At 73.1% G+C, this 16,586-nt stretch carries 15 protein-coding genes; 5 read left to right on the forward strand and 10 right to left on the reverse strand.

The genetic code is table 11. The features are described from left to right. Positions 1-3: 3 nt before the first annotated feature. Positions 4-1,590 carry a Rieske 2Fe-2S domain-containing protein gene (locus O7606_RS11470; protein WP_281599041.1) on the reverse strand — a complete coding sequence of 529 codons (1,587 nt, stop codon included), beginning with the start codon at positions 1,588-1,590 and terminating at the stop codon, positions 4-6. Positions 1,591-1,792: 202 nt separating this feature from the next. Between O7606_RS11470 and O7606_RS11475 the strand changes: the two genes are divergently transcribed. Continuing rightward, positions 1,793-2,014, forward strand: a complete 222-nt coding sequence (locus tag O7606_RS11475; RefSeq protein WP_281599042.1) for a DUF2631 domain-containing protein — start codon at positions 1,793-1,795, stop codon at positions 2,012-2,014. Positions 2,015-2,098: 84 nt separating this feature from the next. Here O7606_RS11475 and O7606_RS11480 read toward each other — a convergent pair whose 3' ends face one another. The 8 genes from O7606_RS11480 to O7606_RS11515 all read right to left on the reverse strand — a co-directional run bounded on the left by O7606_RS11480 (position 2,099) and on the right by O7606_RS11515 (position 11,476). Continuing rightward, positions 2,099-3,463: a DivIVA domain-containing protein gene (locus tag O7606_RS11480; protein WP_281599043.1), complete on the reverse strand. Its 1,365-nt coding sequence runs from the start codon at positions 3,461-3,463 to the stop codon at positions 2,099-2,101. 31 nt (positions 3,464-3,494) lie between these two features. Next, complete coding sequence (gene rlmN, locus O7606_RS11485) at positions 3,495-4,646, reverse strand: 23S rRNA (adenine(2503)-C(2))-methyltransferase RlmN (protein WP_281599044.1); 1,152 nt, start codon at positions 4,644-4,646, stop codon at positions 3,495-3,497. A gap of 104 nt (positions 4,647-4,750) precedes the next feature. Next, the gene (locus O7606_RS11490) at positions 4,751-6,052 is read right to left on the reverse strand and encodes a phosphatidate cytidylyltransferase (protein ID WP_281599045.1); all 1,302 of its coding nucleotides are present in this window, start codon (positions 6,050-6,052) and stop codon (positions 4,751-4,753) included. A gap of 440 nt (positions 6,053-6,492) precedes the next feature. Next, positions 6,493-7,050 (reverse strand): ribosome recycling factor, encoded by a 558-nt coding sequence (gene frr / locus O7606_RS11495; RefSeq protein WP_281599046.1) that lies wholly within the window; start codon positions 7,048-7,050, stop codon positions 6,493-6,495. 58 nt (positions 7,051-7,108) lie between these two features. Then, the gene (pyrH, locus tag O7606_RS11500) at positions 7,109-7,876 is read right to left on the reverse strand and encodes a UMP kinase (RefSeq protein ID WP_281599047.1); all 768 of its coding nucleotides are present in this window, start codon (positions 7,874-7,876) and stop codon (positions 7,109-7,111) included. Positions 7,877-8,034: 158 nt separating this feature from the next. Next, complete coding sequence (gene tsf, locus O7606_RS11505; RefSeq protein ID WP_281599048.1) at positions 8,035-8,862, reverse strand: translation elongation factor Ts; 828 nt, start codon at positions 8,860-8,862, stop codon at positions 8,035-8,037. Positions 8,863-9,023: 161 nt separating this feature from the next. Next, positions 9,024-9,884 carry a 30S ribosomal protein S2 gene (gene rpsB, locus O7606_RS11510; protein WP_281599049.1) on the reverse strand — a complete coding sequence of 287 codons (861 nt, stop codon included), beginning with the start codon at positions 9,882-9,884 and terminating at the stop codon, positions 9,024-9,026. 323 nt (positions 9,885-10,207) lie between these two features. Next, positions 10,208-11,476: a hypothetical protein gene (locus O7606_RS11515; RefSeq protein ID WP_281599050.1), complete on the reverse strand. Its 1,269-nt coding sequence runs from the start codon at positions 11,474-11,476 to the stop codon at positions 10,208-10,210. A gap of 217 nt (positions 11,477-11,693) precedes the next feature. Here O7606_RS11515 and O7606_RS11520 point away from each other — a divergent pair, with 217 nt between their 5' ends. Genes O7606_RS11520 through O7606_RS11530 form a run of 3 tightly spaced genes read left to right on the forward strand, consistent with a single transcriptional unit; the run spans position 11,694 to position 14,854 of the window. Continuing rightward, positions 11,694-12,053 carry a YraN family protein gene (locus tag O7606_RS11520; RefSeq protein WP_281599051.1) on the forward strand — a complete coding sequence of 120 codons (360 nt, stop codon included), beginning with the start codon at positions 11,694-11,696 and terminating at the stop codon, positions 12,051-12,053. 15 nt (positions 12,054-12,068) lie between these two features. Continuing rightward, positions 12,069-13,592 carry a YifB family Mg chelatase-like AAA ATPase gene (locus O7606_RS11525; RefSeq protein WP_281599052.1) on the forward strand — a complete coding sequence of 508 codons (1,524 nt, stop codon included), beginning with the start codon at positions 12,069-12,071 and terminating at the stop codon, positions 13,590-13,592. Further along, positions 13,589-14,854 (forward strand): DNA-processing protein DprA, encoded by a 1,266-nt coding sequence (locus O7606_RS11530; protein WP_281599053.1) that lies wholly within the window; start codon positions 13,589-13,591, stop codon positions 14,852-14,854. The genes O7606_RS11525 and O7606_RS11530 overlap by 4 nt, the downstream gene beginning before the upstream one ends. Here O7606_RS11530 and O7606_RS11535 read toward each other — a convergent pair. Further along, the gene (locus O7606_RS11535) at positions 14,821-15,165 is read right to left on the reverse strand and encodes a hypothetical protein (protein ID WP_281599054.1); all 345 of its coding nucleotides are present in this window, start codon (positions 15,163-15,165) and stop codon (positions 14,821-14,823) included. The two genes, O7606_RS11530 and O7606_RS11535, sit on opposite strands and share 34 nt — an antisense overlap. Before the next feature lie 316 nt (positions 15,166-15,481). Here O7606_RS11535 and O7606_RS11540 point away from each other — a divergent pair, with 316 nt between their 5' ends. Next, on the forward strand, positions 15,482-16,579 hold the full coding sequence (locus O7606_RS11540; RefSeq protein WP_281599622.1) for a tyrosine-type recombinase/integrase: 1,098 nt from the start codon (positions 15,482-15,484) through the stop codon (positions 16,577-16,579). Positions 16,580-16,586: the final 7 nt, after the last annotated feature.

The following is a 16,586-nucleotide window of genomic DNA, read 5'->3' on the forward strand; positions in this document are numbered from 1 at the left end:
ACCTCAGGCGTCGGCGGCCGGGGTGACGCCGGCCGCCGGCGCGACGGCGTCGGCGCGGTGGGCGCGGATCCGGTGGCCGACGCTGGTCAGGCAGCGGCCGGAGGCCAGATCGAACCGCCAGCCGTGCAACTGGCAGGTGAGCTGGTCACCCTCGACGATGCCGAACCGGGTCAGGTCCGCCTTCAGGTGCGGGCAGCGCCGCTGCACCACCCAGTCACCGAGGGTGACGTCCTCGGCGTCGCTGCTGCGCTCGTGCTCGTCGTACCAGCCCTCGGCGTACTGCTGCCGCTCCCGGGACAGGCACTTGAAGAAGGAGTAGACGAACTCGTTGTACTGGCCGATCCGGGCGGCGGAGAAACGGCAGGAGAGGAAGAGCGAGTTCACCCAGTCCACCTCGCCGGTGTGCAGCAGGTGCTCGACAAGCGTGCGGCCGGTGCGGAAGCGGTACCGGACCTTCTCGTCCGCGTACGGCCGCACCTCCTTGCCGGGGAAGTCCACCACGATGGATTCCACGCTGTCCCCGTCCTCGGCGACCAGGTCGAAGCGGACCGGGCCGCCGACCCCCTTGGCCAGGTAGACCGACTCCTCCAGCAGCGGCTCGATGCGCCGCTTCATCTCCTTGAGGACGTCGATCTCCGGGTGCCGCCAACTGGCCTTCTCCGCCTCGATGACCGGGCGCTTGCGCTCCCGCATCTCCTCCAGGTGGGCGACCTTGCCGGCGAAGAACTCGTCCACCGGCACCGGGTGGCTGGTCTCGCAGCTCTCCGTGGTCACCTCGGCAACGCTGCCGGGCAGCAGGACGACGCCGTTGGTCCCGCCGACCTTCGCGTACTCGGCGAGGAAGACCGACTGGTCGGGGAAGATGTTCCCCTCGTCGCCGTGGATGTCGTTGAACTGCCACAGCTCGTCGTCGAGAAAGCACGGCGGCCCGGCGATCGGGAAGACGTGGTCGGCCTTCAGGTCGTCGATGTAGCGCCAGGTCCGGTCGAACTGCCGGTCCCGCTTCTGTTTGCCGAACGCGGTCTTGGCGTGCTGCGGCAGCTCGTACACCATCGGGTACCAGATCGCCCCGGAGAACTGCAACAGGTGGGCGTGCACGTGGCCCAGCTCGGCGAAGACGCTGAGGTCCGTCGGGCGGGCGTCGTTCTGGTTGAGCAGCCGTACGCCGTCGTGCTCCACCCAGAGCGCCGAGTCACCGATCGGCCCGTCGGTCGGGCTGGTCAACGACTGGATCATGATCTTCAACCCGCCGTCGAGCTCGTGCACCTCCTCGTTACGGGTCCGCAGGAAACGGGTGAAGCCCAGCCCGCGCAGCTCGTCCTCCATCTCGGAGGTGGGGAAGGCCGGCAGCAGCACGGTCGCCCTCTTCGACACGTACCGCTTCAGGTGCGCCGCGTCGAAATGGTCCCGGTGCAGGTGGGAGACGTAGAGGTAGTCGACCTGCCCGAGGGTCTCCCAGTCCAGCAGCGAGTTGTCGGGAAACGGGAACCAGGAGGCGAAGTACGCCGGATTGACCCAGGGGTCGCAGAGGATGCTGCCCGCGGGCGTGTCGATTCGCATGCTGGCGTGCCCCGTACCGGTCACTCGCACCGTGCAGTCCCCCTCGTCGCGACTATCCAGGTCCACGACGAACGCTACCGGAGCGATGGTGGCCGCCGAACCGCGACGCCGGTACACGCTCACCCGCCGCCACGGCCAGGAACGACGCCCGGGCACGGCCGGGACCCAGCGCCGGGGCCGATACGAGGCGTGCCAGACTAACCGGAGATCCGACGCGAGGGAAGGACCGACAGTGGCAGGAAGCGAGCCGGTAACGTCGCCAGATCAGCACAAGCCGGGGCACCGCAAAGCCGGCCGGATCGGCGCGGTCGTCGTCGCGCTGTCGCTGCTGGCGATGATCTGCGGCAACCACGAAGGCAGGGTCGAGGACATCTTCCTGATCGCGGGCGCGGCGCTGCTGCTGCTGGTCGTCATCGGCGACGTGGTGCTCCGCCGCAACGGCCTGCGTTCCTGACCGGGCCGCCCGGCGCGGACCCACCGACCGGACAGACGCCGAGGGCCCGCTCCCGTCCGGGAGCGGGCCCTCGGCCGTGTCACGTCAGCGGCCGAACAGGATGTCCTGCACGTCCTTGAGCGCCGCGTCGACCTCGGCCTCGAAGTAGCCCCCGGGGACCAGCGGAAAGCGCACAGTGTCCAGGTCCTTCGGGTTGACCGGCATCGGCCCCCGACCGGACATGCCGCCGAGCAGACTGTCGAAGAACCGGTCCACCTGGTCCGGGTCGTAGCCGCTGCCGAACCTGCGTACCTGGAAACCGCGTCGGATCTGGTCCACCCGGTGCAGGTCGCTGCCGGGCGGGCCGGCCATCGGCGGAGCGGCCGTCGGCAGGCCAGCCGGCGGCGGGCCGACCGGTTGAGGGGGTAGCGCCGGCGGCATCCCGGGCGGCGGCCCGGCGATCGGCGGCGGCCCGGCGATCGGCGGCGGCCCGGCCGGGCCACGTCCACGCAGGTCACGGTCGGGCATCCGGATCTCGGCGGTCATGTCGGCGCGCCCGTGCCTACCGGCCTCGAACCCGTCGAACCGGTCGTCCGGGCCTGGTCCGCCCCCCGGTCCCGGAGGCAGCCCCCGGGGCGGCGGGCCGCCGGGGCCGAGTGGCGGAGCGGCATGACCACGCGGACCGTCGTAACCGCCCCGAGGCGGCGGACCGTCGTAACCACCGCGGGGCGGCGGGCCGCCGTCGTGACCGCCCGGGAAGGCGCCGGTGGGTTCCTCGTACCGGCCGTACCGGTCGGGAGGTCCTCCCACCTGGTTGGGCATCGCTCGGGACGGCATCGGCATGCCTCGCTCGTCCCGCATCGGCGGCCCCATCCTGCCGGGCGGCCCCATCCGATCCGGCGGACCCATGTGGCTCGGGGGACCCATCTGATCCGGCGGACCCATCCGGTCGGGCGGACCGAACCGGTCGGGCGGACCCATCCGGTCCGGCGGACCCATCCGGTCGGGCGGACCGAACCGGTCGGGCGGACCCATCCGGTCCGGCGGACCCATCCGGTCGGGCGGACCGAACCGGTCGGGCGGACCCATCCGGTCCGGCGACCCCATCCGCTCCGGCGGACCCATCCGATCCGGCGGGCCCAGACGGTCAGGGGGCGGGAGGCGGTCGGGCGGGCCCGTCCGGTCACCGGCACGGGGAGCTCCGCTGCGGGCGGGGAGGGGGCCGCCCCGCTCCTCCAACTCGGCGAGCTGCCGCTCCACCCGGTCCAGGTGCAGGTCGACCTGCCACTCGTCGTACCCGTTGAAGCGGACCCGGAAGACGACGTCGTGGACCTCCTCGGCGGCCACGGGCGCGCCGATCGGCTCACCGGCGAGGGTCGCCTCGACCCGGTCCAGGAAGGTGTCCACCTCGTCGACCTTGTAGCCCCGGCGGAGCGCCTTTCGCCGGAAACGCTGACCCTGACTCGCCACTATGTCTCCTGGTTCAGTTCGCTACGCTCCGTCATGCCGGCGCTCCCTCCGGCACGTCCCGGTCCTTCTCCCCAGAGGCGGCCAACTGCCCGCACGCGCCGTCGATCTCCCGACCGCGGGTGTCCCGGACGGTGGTGGAGACCCCGGCGGCACGCAACCGCCTGACGAACTCCCGCTCGACCGGCTTCGGACTGGCGTCCCACCGGCTGCCGGGGGTCGGGTTGAGCGGGATGAGGTTCACGTGCGCCAGTCTGCCGGCCAGCAGCCGGCCGAGCAGGTCGGCCCGCCAGGGCTGGTCGTTGACGTCCTTGATCATCGCGTACTCGATCGACACCCGACGCCCCGTCCGGGCCGCGTAGTCCCATGCGGCGTCCAGCACCTCGGCGACCTTCCACCGCTGGTTCACCGGAACGAGCTCGTCGCGCAGCTCATCATCGGGGGCGTGCAGGGAGAGCGCAAGGGTCACGGAGAGGTCCTCGCCGGCCAGCTTCCTGATCGCCGGCACCAGACCGACAGTGGAGACGGTGACGTGCCGCTGGGAGAGCCCCAGCCCCTCGGGAGCGGGCGACGTCAGCCGGCGGACCGCCGCGATCACCCGGGCGTAGTTGGCCAGCGGCTCGCCCATGCCCATGAAGACCACGTGCGACAGGCGGGGCGGTGAGCCGGCCACCGCGCCGGAGGCCGCCACCCCGGCCAGGTAGACGGCCTGGTCGACGATCTCGGCGGTGGAGAGGTTACGGGTCAGCCCGGCCTGGCCGGTGGCGCAGAACGGGCAGGCCATGCCGCAGCCGGCCTGGCTGGAGATGCAGACGGTGACCCGGTCCGGATAGCCCATCAACACGCTCTCCACCAGGGAGCCGTCGTGCAGCCGCCAGAGCGCCTTGCGGGTGGCGCCGTCGTCGCAGGCCAGCTCGCGGACCGGGGTGAGCAGCTTCGGCAGCAGCGTGCCGGCGAGCCGCTCCCGCGCGGCGGCGGGCAGGTCGGTCATCTGCGCGGGATCGCGGACCAGCCGCCCGAAGTAGTGGGTGGACATCTGCCGGGCGCGGAACGCCGGCTCCCCCAACTCGGTGACGGCGGCCTGCCGCTGCGGCAGGTCGAGGTCGGCGAGGTGTCGGGGCGGCATCGCGGCCCGGCGGGCGGTGGCGGCGTCCGGATCGACCGGAATCATGGGCAGGCTCGTCATGGCCTGTCCAGTCTTCCACGCCGACGCCGCACCCGGCCCGTCCGGCGGGCCCGGAAGCGCTCCCGAGCCGCCGACCAGCCCGCCCGGACGCCGTGATCCATGCCTCAGCCCACCACCGGCGCGAACACCGCGAGCAGGAGATACGCGGTGGGGACCGCGAAGAGGATCGAGTCCAGTCGGTCCATCAGCCCACCGTGCCCGGGCAGCAGGTTGCTCATGTCCTTGATGCCGAGATCACGCTTGATCATCGACTCGCCGAGATCGCCGAGGACCGCCGCCACCGAGACCGCCACCCCGAACAGCGCGCCCCACCACGGGGCCACGTCGAAGAGCAGCCAGAGCAGCAACGCGCTGCCCGACGCCGCCGCGACGACCGACCCGACGAAGCCCTCCCAGGACTTCTTCGGGCTGATCGTGGGAGCCATCGCGTGCCTGCCGAAATTCGCGCCGGCGGCATACCCGCCGGTGTCGGAGAGCACCACCGCGACCAACGTCACCAGCACCCGCAGGTGACCGTCCCCGGGGGCCGCCGCCAGCAGCGCCGCGAAACCGGCCAGGAACGGCACGTAGACCGCGATGAGCATGGCGGCGACCAGGTCCCGGCCGAGGTTGGTCAGGCCGTCGGCCAGCCGCCAGAGCGCCGTTGCCCCGAGGGTGACCAGCAGGCCCAGCATCAACGCGTCCGGGCCGGAGAACCAGGCCACCCCGACGGTGATCACGCCACCGGCGATCAGGGGCGTCATCGGCGAATGAGCGTCGGCCCGGCGTACCGCGCGGACCATCTCCCCGATGCCGATCGCCACCGCCCCCGCCAGCACGACCAGGAACGCCTCCAGGACGAAGAACAGCGACCCGACGATCAGCCCGCCGAGCGCGAGCCCCACCGCGATGGCGGCCGGCAGGTTGCGCCCGGCCCGGCTGGGCCGGCCGTGACCGGCCGAGGATCCTCCGCCGCGTACCGGTCGGCGTCGCCCGTGCCAGCGCCCCGGCGGACGCGTCGGCTCCGGCTCGCCGACCTCCGGCGACAGGCCGGCCCCGACGGGCCGCGCGCCGCCCTCGACGGGGTACGGGTCGGAGCCGACGGGGTACGGATCGGTCCCGGCCGGACGAGGGTCGACCCCGACGGGTTGCGGGACGGTCGGAGGCGGATCGCTGTCGGCCGGTGACACCGGGTCGGCCCAGGCCCGCTCGAAGTCCGGGTGACCCGGGACGAGGGTCGGCTGGTCGTCCGGGGTGTCGTCGTACCGCTGCGGTGACCAGGTGGTGGTCGACTGGTCGGCGTACGCGTGCCGGACCCGCCCGCCGGGCTCCAGCTCGCGGTCCGGCCACGGGAGGCCGGCGGGGAGGGCCGCCGTGCGGTCCCGCCCACGCGGTTCGATGCTGCCGTAGGGGTCGAGGTGGGACATCACGCGCCGAGCGGGTGCGACGCGATTTCCACCAGATGACGCAAGACCAAGACCATCCCCTGCACGCGACTGTTGTCCGTCCGGTTCGCCCGCCCGACGGCGGGGAGACTCCCACTGTTCACGGTGCGGTAGTGCGAATCGAGCCGAGCCTACTGCACGTGCTGGCCGCGCACGTCCGCAGACGATGCCGCCCGCGCTCCCGGCGCGCCCTCCCCCGCCGAACCATCGGCGACACCACCCGGCGGCGACCCGGGACGGGTCCCGGTCGCCGAGCGGCTCGGGATCGACGCCGACCGGTGGGCCGGACCTGGTGCGCCCGGCCGGGACAGGCCGGGCGCACCGGCCGGACAGGCGACGGCACCGGTGCCCGACCGCCGGTAGGGCGGACGGCACACCGGTGCCGGACGCGCGGATCGCCGACGGCTCGCCGGCGGGCCCGCTCAGACTTCGAGCAGCTCGGTCTCCTTGTGCTTGACCAGCTCGTCGACGGCGGCGACGTACCGCTGGGTCAGGTCGTCGAGCTCCTTCTCGGCGCGCCGGCCGTCGTCCTCGCCGGCCTCGCCGTCCTTGACGATCCGGTCCAGCTCCTCCTTGCCGCGGCGGCGGACGTTGCGGATCGCCACCTTGGCCTCCTCGCCCTTCTGCCGGGCCACCTTGATCATGTCGCGGCGGCGCTCCTCGGTCATCGGGGGGAGCACGATCCGGAGCTGGTTGCCCTCGTTGTTGGGGTTGACGCCCAGGTCGGAATCCCGGATCGCCTTCTCCATGGCGGCGAGCTGCGAGTTGTCGTACGGCTTGATGATCGCCATCCGCGGCTCCGGAACGCCGACCGAGGCCATCTGGGTCAGCGGCGTGGGGGTGCCGTAGTAGTCGATGATGACCTTGGAGAACATGGCCGGAGTGGCGCGACCGGTACGGATCGCGCCGAACTCCTCCTTGGCGTGCTCGACCGCCCGTTCCATCTTCTCCTCGGCCTCGAGGAGGGTGTCGTCGATCACCGGTCCCCTCGCCTCCTTCTCTGCTTCGTCGTGGTGTGTGCTGTCGGCTCGCCGGTGGTCAGGCGGTGATCAGGGTGCCGATCCGCTCACCGGCCACCGCGCGGATGATGGTGTCCTCACCCTGGGCGCCGAAAACCAGCATCGGCAGGCCGTTCTCCATGCAGAGGCTGAACGCGGCGGCGTCCGCCACCCGGAGGTTACGGCGCAGCGCCTCGGAGAAGGTGATCGAGTCGATCTTACTGGCGGTGGGGTCGACGTTCGGGTCGGCGGTGTAGACCCCGTCCACCCCGTTCTTGCTCATCAGCACCACGTCGGCGCGGATCTCCAGGGCCCGCTGGGCGGCCACCGTGTCGGTGGAGAAGTACGGCATGCCGGCGCCCGCCCCGAAGATGACCACGCGGCCCTTCTCCAGGTGCCGGATGGCGCGCAGCGGGATGTACGGCTCGGCGACCTGGGCCATCGTGATCGCGCTCTGCACCCGCGTCTCGATGCCCTCGTTCTCCAGGAAGTCCTGGAGCGCCAGGCAGTTCATCACGGTGCCGAGCATGCCCATGTAGTCGGCCCGGGCGCGATCCATGCCACGCTTCTGCAACTCCGCGCCACGGAAGAAGTTACCGCCCCCCACCACCACGGAGACCTGCACGCCGCGGCGGACCACGGTGGCGATCTGCCGGGCGATGGCCTGCACGACGTCCGGGTCGACGCCGATCGCGCCACCGCCGAAGACCTCACCGGAGAGCTTCAGCACGACCCGGCGGGCCCGACCGGGCGGCGGCGCCGTCGGGTCTTCCACTGCCAGCGTCCGGTCATCCACAATCTGCGTCATCCGCCCCGCCTTCCCTCGCACACGTCGTCTACGTGGCGTCCTGCGTCCCTGCCGAGGTTGACCCTATGTGACGAGGAGGCCGCGGTGCCTGTCACGTACACCTGCGACCTCCTCCTCGACGTTCCTGGTCACCGGGCGACGTCACGCCCGGTCACCGCTCAGGCCTGGCCGACCTCGAACCGCAGGAAGCGGGTGACCTCGATGCCGGCCTCGGACAGCACCTGCTTGACCGTCTTCTTGTTGTCCGCGACCGACGCCTGCTCGACCAGGACGTAGTCCTTGAAGAAGGCGTTGACCCGGCCCTCGACGATCTTCGGCAGCGCCGCCTCGGGCTTGTTCTCCTCCCGGGCGGTCTGCTCGGCGATGCGGCGCTCGGACTCGACGACGTCGGCCGGCACCTCGTCCCGGGTGAGGTACTTCGGGCGCATCGCGGCGATCTGCATGGCGACGCCACGGGCGTCGGCGTCCCCGGCCTCGTCGGTCCTGCCGGCGTACTCCACCAGCACGCCGACGGCGGGCGGCAGGTCCTGGCTCTTGCGGTGCAGGTAGACCGCGACGGCGCCGTCGAGCTTGGCGAAGCGGTTCAGCACCAGCTTCTCACCGATCTTGGCGGACTGCTCCTGGACCAGGTCGGCGACGGTCTTGCCGTCGATGGTGCTGGCCAGCAGCTCCTCGGCGGTGCCGACCCCGCTGCGCTCGCCGTGCTCGACGAGCTGCTGGGCGAGGGCGATGAAGGCGTCGTTCTTGGCGACGAAGTCGGTCTCGCAGTTCAGCTCCAGCAGCGCCTTGCCGGAATGGGCCACCAGACCGTTGGCGGCGGTCCGGCCGGCCCGCTTGCCGACGTCCTTGGCGCCCTTGACGCGCAGGATCTCGATGGCCTTGTCGAAGTCGCCCTCGGCCTCGGTCAGCGCCTTCTTGGAGTCCATCATGCCGGCGCCGGTGAGGTCGCGGAGCTTCTTGACGTCCGCGGCGGTGAAGTTGGACATGGCTCTCTCTTCGGTGTTGAGGCTCGGTGGGATGGTCTGTGCGGTGCCGGTCACCCGGAGCCGGTGACGCCGGTCGGCGTCGCAGGTGGGCACGGCCCTGGCCGGCGATCCCGTCGTCTCCCGTCGGCCGGCGGACCGGCCGGCGGGAGACGACGGCGCGGTCACTCGGCGGCGGCGGTCGCCGGCTGCTGCTCGGCCTTGGGCTCCTCGGCCTTGGGCTCCTCGTCGGCCTTCTTCGGCTCCTCGAGCAGCTCGCGCTCCCACTCGGGCAGCGGCTCGTCGGCGCCGACCTGGCCCGCCTCGGGCTTCTCGTCGGCGCCCCGGCGGCGGCCGGAACGGGCGATCAGACCGTCGGCGACGGCGGCGGCCACGACCTTGGTCAGCAGCTCGGCCGAGCGGATCGCGTCGTCGTTGCCCGGGATCGGGAAGTCGACCTCGTCCGGGTCGCAGTTGGTGTCCAGCACCGCGATGACCGGGATGTTCAGCTTCCGCGCCTCGTCGACGGCGATGTGCTCCTTCTTGGTGTCGACGATCCAGACCGCGGCCGGGAGCTTCTGCATGTCCCGCAGACCACCGAGGGTCTTGGTGAGCTTGATCTTCTCGCGGGAGAGCTGGAGGGTCTCCTTCTTGGTGTACCCGGCGGCGGTGCCGCTCAGGTCACCCAGGGCCTCGAGCTCCTTCATCCGCTGGAGCCGCTTGTACACGGTCTGGAAGTTGGTCAGCATGCCGCCGAGCCAGCGGTGGTTGACGTACGGCTGGCCGACCCGGGTCGCCTGCTCGGCGATGGCCTCCTGGGCCTGCTTCTTGGTGCCGACGAACAGGATGCTGCCGCCCTCGGCGACGGTGTTGCGCACGAAGTCGTACGCCTTCTCGATGTAGTCGAGCGTCTGGCGCAGGTCGATGATGTAGATGCCGTTGCGCTCCGTCATGATGAAGCGCTTCATCTTGGGGTTCCAGCGCCGGGTCTGGTGTCCGAAGTGGACACCGCTTTCCAGCAGCTGACGCATGGTCACGACGGCCATGGTGGGGTACTCCTCGAAATCCCTGGTTGTCACGCCCGGCCGGCGGCCGGGCGTCCTGGCGCCTGGTCGCCGGTCATGGTGGGCCCGACGATCGTCGGGACCAGGGAACCGTCGCCCCATGGTTGATCATGGGGAGGACGCGCGAAGTCGACCGCGCGAGGCGGTCGTCAGTAGTCAAGTGTACGCCCCCACCCCGCCGGGCAGCCCCGGGGTACGCGGACGACCCACCGGACAGCCTGCGCCCTACCGCCGAGGTGACGGTGTCCGCGCTGGCCGCCGACTCGACGACCGACGCGCCGGCGGTTGCCGCGCTGGCCGCCGGCTCAACGGGCGGCGAGCGCGGCGGCCACCAGCAGCGCCAGCCCGACCGTCAGGTAGGCCGCGGGCGGACGGAGCAGGCCGCGACCGCCCTCGGCCAGGGCCAGCCCACCGGCGCGCAGGCCGTACAGACCCGCGCCGAAGATCGGCAGGCCGCCCACGAGGAGGATCCCCACCACGACGTGGGAGACCGGGACCGGGTCAGCGGTCACCCCGTGCAGCAGGACCCGCAGGGCCGGAACCTCGAAGACCAGCACCGCCAGCGCGATGAGCGCCGCGAGGGCCGGACGCCGGGTCCGGTACACACCGTCACCCACGGCAGGGCCCGGACGGGCGAGCGCCCCGGTCGACGGAAACGCCAACGGCTCGGCGCCCGGTGCCAGGTCCGGCCGGGGACCGACCGGCGGCATCGGCCCGGTGGGCATCTCCAACGGGTGCGGCGTCTCGACCGCCCCCGCACCGCCACCCCGGCCGGCGTCCCCGCCCAGCCCGCCGTCACCACCTCGGAGCGCCTCGCCGCCACGGAAACCATCACCGCCCCGGAAACCATCACCCCCTCGGGGCGCATCGTCGCCCCGGAGCGCGTCGCTGCCCCGGAGCGCGTCACCACCACGGAGCGCGTCGCTGCCACGGAGCGCGTCACCACCACGGAGCGCGTCGCTGCCACGGACGGAAGTGTCGGCCCAGCCGGGCTCGGCGTTCCGCGCCGGCTCGGCGCCCGGGCCGGGCTCGACGGCTCGGCCCGGCTGCTCCCCACCCCGGGACGGTTCGATGATCGGGTAACCGCCCAGCGGCGACTGCCGGGACGCATCCACGGCCCGGGCCCGCTCCCCCGGATCGGTCTCGTCCCGGAACGGGCCGACGTTCTCCCGGTAGGACGGCAACGGATCCAACTCCGTGGCGGCCCGGGCCTCGCGTGACCGGCGTCCGCCGGACTCACCCCGCGCATCACTCCCGGTGACCTCGTCCGGCCCGGTCTCGGCCCGCCGGGAACGAGGCGTCCGGTAACTCTCCGAATCCAGACGGTCGACCCCGAGTAGATCTCCTGCGCCGTACCGACCGGAGTCGGCGTACCGGCTGACCGGGGGGTCCGTCAGATCGCCGTACCGCCGCTCGCCGGTGTCCCCACGCTGTTCGGGGGCGCTGAAGTCGTCTTCCCGGCGACGCTCGTCACCTCCGGCCCGCCATCTGGAGTCGTCGTAACCCCGGTCATCGGAGTACCAGCGCGACTCCTGATCTTCGGGAAAGCTCCGTCGTCCGTCCACGACCGGCACGGTATGTGACAGGGACCATCCCGCGCCATTCGCCGCACCGAGATCACCTTCACCAATCAGTTCGTCACTGTACGTAGATGATGCCGCCGTGGTGTGCCGGTCTTCCGCCATAGCACACGGGTAGCATGATCGTCCGGTTGTCCACAGGTGGTCCCGTTGTCCACAGGTGACCGCCGGCGGGCCACGGGACGGCCCGATTCCGGCGCACCCTGCTGGCATGACGAGACGAAGGCAGGCGGTCGGCGCGTACGGCGAACGATGCGCCGTACGTCACCTGATCGGAGCGGGGCTGCGTCCGGTGGCGCGTAACTGGCGCTGCCCGGACGGCGAGATCGACATCATCGCGTGGGACGGCGAGGTGCTCGCCTTCTGCGAGGTGAAGACCCGCCGCAGCGAGACGTACGGCTCACCCGTCGAGGCGGTGGTCCCCGCCAAGGCCCGCCGACTGCGCGGGCTCGCCGTCCGGTGGCTGGCCGAGTCCGGCACCAGCGCCGACGAGTTGCGCTTCGACGTGCTCGCGGTGCTGCTGCCGCGCGGCGGGGCGGCCCGCGTGGAGCACCTCAAGGGGGCGTTCTGAGATGGGCGCGCCGCGATGAGTTACGCCCGGGTGCTCTGCGTCGGGCTGGTCGGCGTGACCGGCCACCTGGTGGAGGTGGAGGCCGACCTCGCGCCGGGGTTACCCGCCGTCGCCATCTCCGGTCTGCCGGACACCGCGCTGCACGAGGCCCGCGACCGGGTCCGCGCGGCGATCGTCAACTCCGGCCAGAAGTGGCCCAACCGTCGGATCACGTTGAACCTGCTGCCGGCGACCCTGCCGAAGTTCGGTTCGGCGTTCGACCTGGCCATCGCGGCGGCGCTGCTCGGCAGCTCCGGCGAGTTGCCGCTGCTGGCGCTGGACGGCGTGGTCGTGCTCGGCGAGTTGGGGCTGGACGGAACGGTTCGGCCGGTCCGGGGCGTACTGCCGATGGTCGCCGCGGCGGCCGGCGCCGGGGTCCGACGGGTGATCGTCCCGGTGCCAAACGCCGCCGAGGCGGCGGTGATCCCCGGGGTGCGGGTGCGGGCCGTGGACACGCTGCACCGGCTGGTGGCCTTCGTCCGCGACGGCAGTCCGCTGGTCGACCCGCCCGGACCCGTGCCGGCGTCCGCGCCGACCGGCGGTCCCGACCTGGCCGACGTGGCCGGGCAGGGGTACGCGCGCCGGGCCCTCGAGGTGGCGGCGGCCGGCGGGCACCACGTGGCGCTGCTCGGCCCGCCCGGCACCGGCAAGACCATGCTCGCCGAGCGACTTCCGTCGATCCTGCCGGCGTTGGACGACGAGGCCGCCCTGGAGGTCACCGCCCTGCACTCGATCGCCGGCCTGCTCCCGCCCGGTGGCCGGCTGTTGCGCCGCCCGCCGTTCCAGGCGCCGCACCACACCGCGACCGTTCCCGCGCTGGTCGGCGGCGGCACCGGGTTGGCCCGTCCGGGCGCGGTCTCGTTGGCTCATCGTGGCGTGCTGTTCCTCGACGAGGCTCCCGAGTTCAGCAAGACCGCGCTGGAGTCGCTGCGGCAGCCGCTGGAGCACGGCCGGGTGCACCTCGCCCGCGCCCGGGGCGCCACGGAGTACCCGGCCCGCACCCAGGTGGTGCTCGCCGCGAACCCCTGCCCGTGCGCGCGGCCCGCCGGGGACACCGCCTGCGAGTGCAGTCCGCTGGCCCGCCGCCGCTACCTCGGCCGGCTCTCCGGCCCGCTGTTGGACCGCATCGACGTCCAGGTCACGGTCCTGCCGGTCCGCGCGGCGGAGTTGATGGGGTCGGGGGAGACAGCGGAGCCGTCGGCCGTGGTGGCCGCGCGGGTCGCGGCGGCCCGGGCGGCAGCCGCCGAGCGGTGGGCGGCCGTCGGCCACCGGCTCAACGCGGAACTGCCCGGTCCGGCGCTGCGCCGTCCGCCGTTCCGGCTGCCCGCCGCGGACACCGCCGAGCTACGGGGCCGGCTGGACAACGGATCGCTCTCCGCCCGGGGTTTCGACCGGATCATCCGGCTGGCGTGGAGCATCGCCGATTTGGACGGGCGGGGCAGACCGAACCGCGAGGACGTACGGGAGGCGATCGGGTTCCGGACGGGAGAAGGGGTATGAGCGACGACATCCAGGACCGGGAGGACGCCCAGGGCCGGGACGACGTCGGGGACCGGCTCGCCCGGGTGGCGCTGACCTGGCTCGCTGAGCCGGGCACCTGGTCGGTGTACGGGCTGGTCGACGAGCACGGCGCGGCGAACGCCCTCGACCTGCTGCTCGACGGAGGCGCGCCGGACGACCGGCTGCGCCGCGCCGTCGCCGCCCGGTCGGGCGCCGGTGACCCCCTGGCGGTGGCCACGGAGGCAGTCACCCGCGCCGAGCGGCTGGGCGCCCGGCTGGTCACCCCGGCCGACGCCGAGTGGCCGGTTCAGGTCGCCGCGCTGCGCCGGCTGGCCGGGTCCGGCGCGACCGGTCGGCGGGTGGACACCGAGACCGCGCCACCGCTCTGCTTCTGGGTCCGCGGCGGCTGGCCGCTCGGTGAGGTGTTGCACCGGTCGGTCGCCGTGGTCGGCGCGCGGGCCGCCACGTCGTACGGGGTACACGTGGCCACCGAGTTCGGCTACGGGCTCGCCGACCGGGGCTGGACGGTGGTGTCCGGCGGCGCGTTCGGCGTCGACGCCGCCGCACACCGGGGCGCCCTGAACGCCGGCGGTGTGACGGTGGCGGTGCTGGCCTGCGGGGTGGACCGCCCCTACCCGGTCGGCAACCACGCCCTCTTCGACCGGATCGCCGAGACCGGTCTGCTGCTCAGCGAGTGGATACCGGGGGCGGAGCCGCTGCGTCCCCGGTTCCTGACCCGCAACCGGGTGATAGCCGCGGGCACCCGGGGCAGCGTGCTGGTGGAGGCGGCGGCGCGCAGCGGCGCGACGCAGACCCTGCGGCGGGCGTACGCCGTCGGCCGTGCGGTGATGGCGGTGCCCGGACCGGTCACCTCGGCCATGTCGGTCGGCGCGCACGAGCTGCTGCGCGAGTTTCCGGAGGCACGACTGGTCGCCGGGGTGCCGCACGTGCTGGAGGAGGTGGGCCGGCTCGGCGTGGATCTGGCGCCGCCGCCCCGGGGTCCGTCCCGCCCGACCGACGGGCTCGACGACGAGGCTACGGCGGTGCTGGAGTCGATGCCCCGACGCGGGGTGACCGGACCGGACGTCATCGCCACCCGGGCCGGCCTGGATGTCCGCACGGCGTTGCGCAAGCTCGCTCTGCTGGAGGAGTTGCGGCTGGTGGCACGGCGTGAAGGCGGCTACGCGATCGTTCCACCGCTCGCGCGTCGCGCCGGGGCAGACGCTGGTCAGTCGCCCTCGAACCGGATCTGGACGTCGTGACCGCGGAGGCACCGTCGGATCAACGCCACCAGGGCGCGCAGCCGGGCCGCCTCGGCCGGCGAGCCGGCCATCTCGGACAACGAGCGCAACTCGGCCAGGAGACGTGGCGCCTCCGACGCGCCGACCACCAGCTCGCCGGTCGGGTCGAACCGGTCCAACAGCGGCGTACGGCCGCCGCCACGCACCCGGGTCAGCAGGCGCAGCAGCACGTCGTCGGAGTCGTCCACCACCTCGACCGGCACGTACGAGGGACGCCGGGAGGCGCCAACGGGTGGCCGGACCATCCGGTAGAGCACGACATCCAGACCCATCCGGCCGCCTCCGCCCGTCGACGCCTGTCTCACCCGCACGGCCCGGCCTGCCGGGTGGGCCGCTCGTCCTACTCGACCAGCACGCCAGCGGGTGGGGGGGCGGGACCGGGCCCGACGAGCGTGCCGGTCGGCGCGCCCGGCGCACCGGGCTCGCCGCGCTGCCGCCCACCCGCGTCGACCGTAAGCTGAACCGGTGCAGGGGGACAACCACATCCCAGCGCGGCCGGCGGAGACGGCTCGACCGGCGGCGGGTCGCGCCGCCACCGGCAGGGCCACGGCGAAGAGCCACGTCGACACCCGGGCCCGGCACGAGGGCCTGCCGGCCGCGTTACGCGACGCGGTGGACGAGTTCGCCAGCCATCTCGCCCAGGTGGGCAACCGCTCCCCCCACACCGTCCGGGCGTACGTCACCGACCTGGTCTCGTTGTGCGACCACGCCGTCCGGATGGGCGTGCGGACGCCCGCCGATCTCGACCTGGCGGTGCTCCGGAGCTGGCTGGCGAAACAGCGGACCATGGGGGCGGCCCGCAGCTCGTTGGCCCGCCGGGCCGCGTCGGCACGCACGTTCAGCGTCTGGGCGCACCGGGTCGGGCTGCTCCCGGCCGACGTCGCGGCTCCCCTGGCGAGTCCGAAGGCGCGCCGGGAGCTGCCGACCGTCCTCCGCGTCGACCAGGCCGCCGCCCTGCTCGACGCGCCCCGGCAGCGGCGGGCCACGACGCTCCAGCCGGCAGCCTCCCCCACCCACCAGCCGGAACCGAACGACCGGCCGGAACCGACCCACCGGCCGGACCGGACACATCGACTGAGATCGAATGATCGGCCGGAACCGATCGGCCGTCCCGACGCGACGGACCAGCCCGAACCGAACGACCGGGCTGACCCGACGGGGCGGCCCGCACCAGCAGACGAGGCGGCGCTGCTGCGTGACCAGGCCCTGCTGGAGATCCTCTACGCCACCGGGGTGCGGGTCAGCGAGGCGTGCGGACTGGATCTCGGCGACGTGGACCACGCGCGCCGGCTCATCCGAGTGCTCGGCAAGGGCGCCCGGGAGCGGTCGGTGCCGTACGGACTCCCCGCTCAGCAGGCCGTCGACGCCTGGCTACGCCGCGGACGGCCCGCGCTCACCGGTCCCCGGTCGGGCGGCGCCCTGCTGCTCGGCGCCCGTGGCGGCCGACTGAACCCCACCACCGCCCGGCAGATCGTGGCCCGGTACGCCGAGACCGTCGGGCTGCCCCGCACCAGCCCCCACGGGCTGCGCCACTCGGCCGCCACCCACCTGCTCGAAGGCGGGGCGGATCTGCGTGCGGTGCAGGAGATCCTGGGGCATTCGTCCCTGGCGAGCACCCAGTTGTACACACATGTCTCGGTGCAGCGACTCCGGGCCGCCTACCGCCAGGCCCACCCGCGCGCCTGAGCGACGT

This window comes from Micromonospora sp. WMMD882 (assembly GCF_027497255.1).
Lineage (GTDB): Bacteria > Actinomycetota > Actinomycetes > Mycobacteriales > Micromonosporaceae > Micromonospora.

Bases quoted from the DNA above. Each gene is read 5' to 3' on its own strand.
- rlmN (WP_281599044.1), bottom strand. From the start codon at position 4,646: ATGACGAGCCTGCCCATGATTCCGGTCGATCCGGACGCCGCCACCGCC.
- O7606_RS11490 (WP_281599045.1), bottom strand. From the start codon at position 6,052: ATGTCCCACCTCGACCCCTACGGCAGCATCGAACCGCGTGGGCGGGAC.
- pyrH (WP_281599047.1), bottom strand. From the start codon at position 7,876: ATGACGCAGATTGTGGATGACCGGACGCTGGCAGTGGAAGACCCGACG.
- tsf (WP_281599048.1), bottom strand. From the start codon at position 8,862: ATGTCCAACTTCACCGCCGCGGACGTCAAGAAGCTCCGCGACCTCACC.
- rpsB (WP_281599049.1), bottom strand. From the start codon at position 9,884: ATGGCCGTCGTGACCATGCGTCAGCTGCTGGAAAGCGGTGTCCACTTC.
- O7606_RS11520 (WP_281599051.1), top strand. From the start codon at position 11,694: ATGACGAGACGAAGGCAGGCGGTCGGCGCGTACGGCGAACGATGCGCC.
- O7606_RS11525 (WP_281599052.1), top strand. From the start codon at position 12,069: ATGAGTTACGCCCGGGTGCTCTGCGTCGGGCTGGTCGGCGTGACCGGC.
- O7606_RS11530 (WP_281599053.1), top strand. From the start codon at position 13,589: ATGAGCGACGACATCCAGGACCGGGAGGACGCCCAGGGCCGGGACGAC.
- O7606_RS11535 (WP_281599054.1), bottom strand. From the start codon at position 15,165: ATGGGTCTGGATGTCGTGCTCTACCGGATGGTCCGGCCACCCGTTGGC.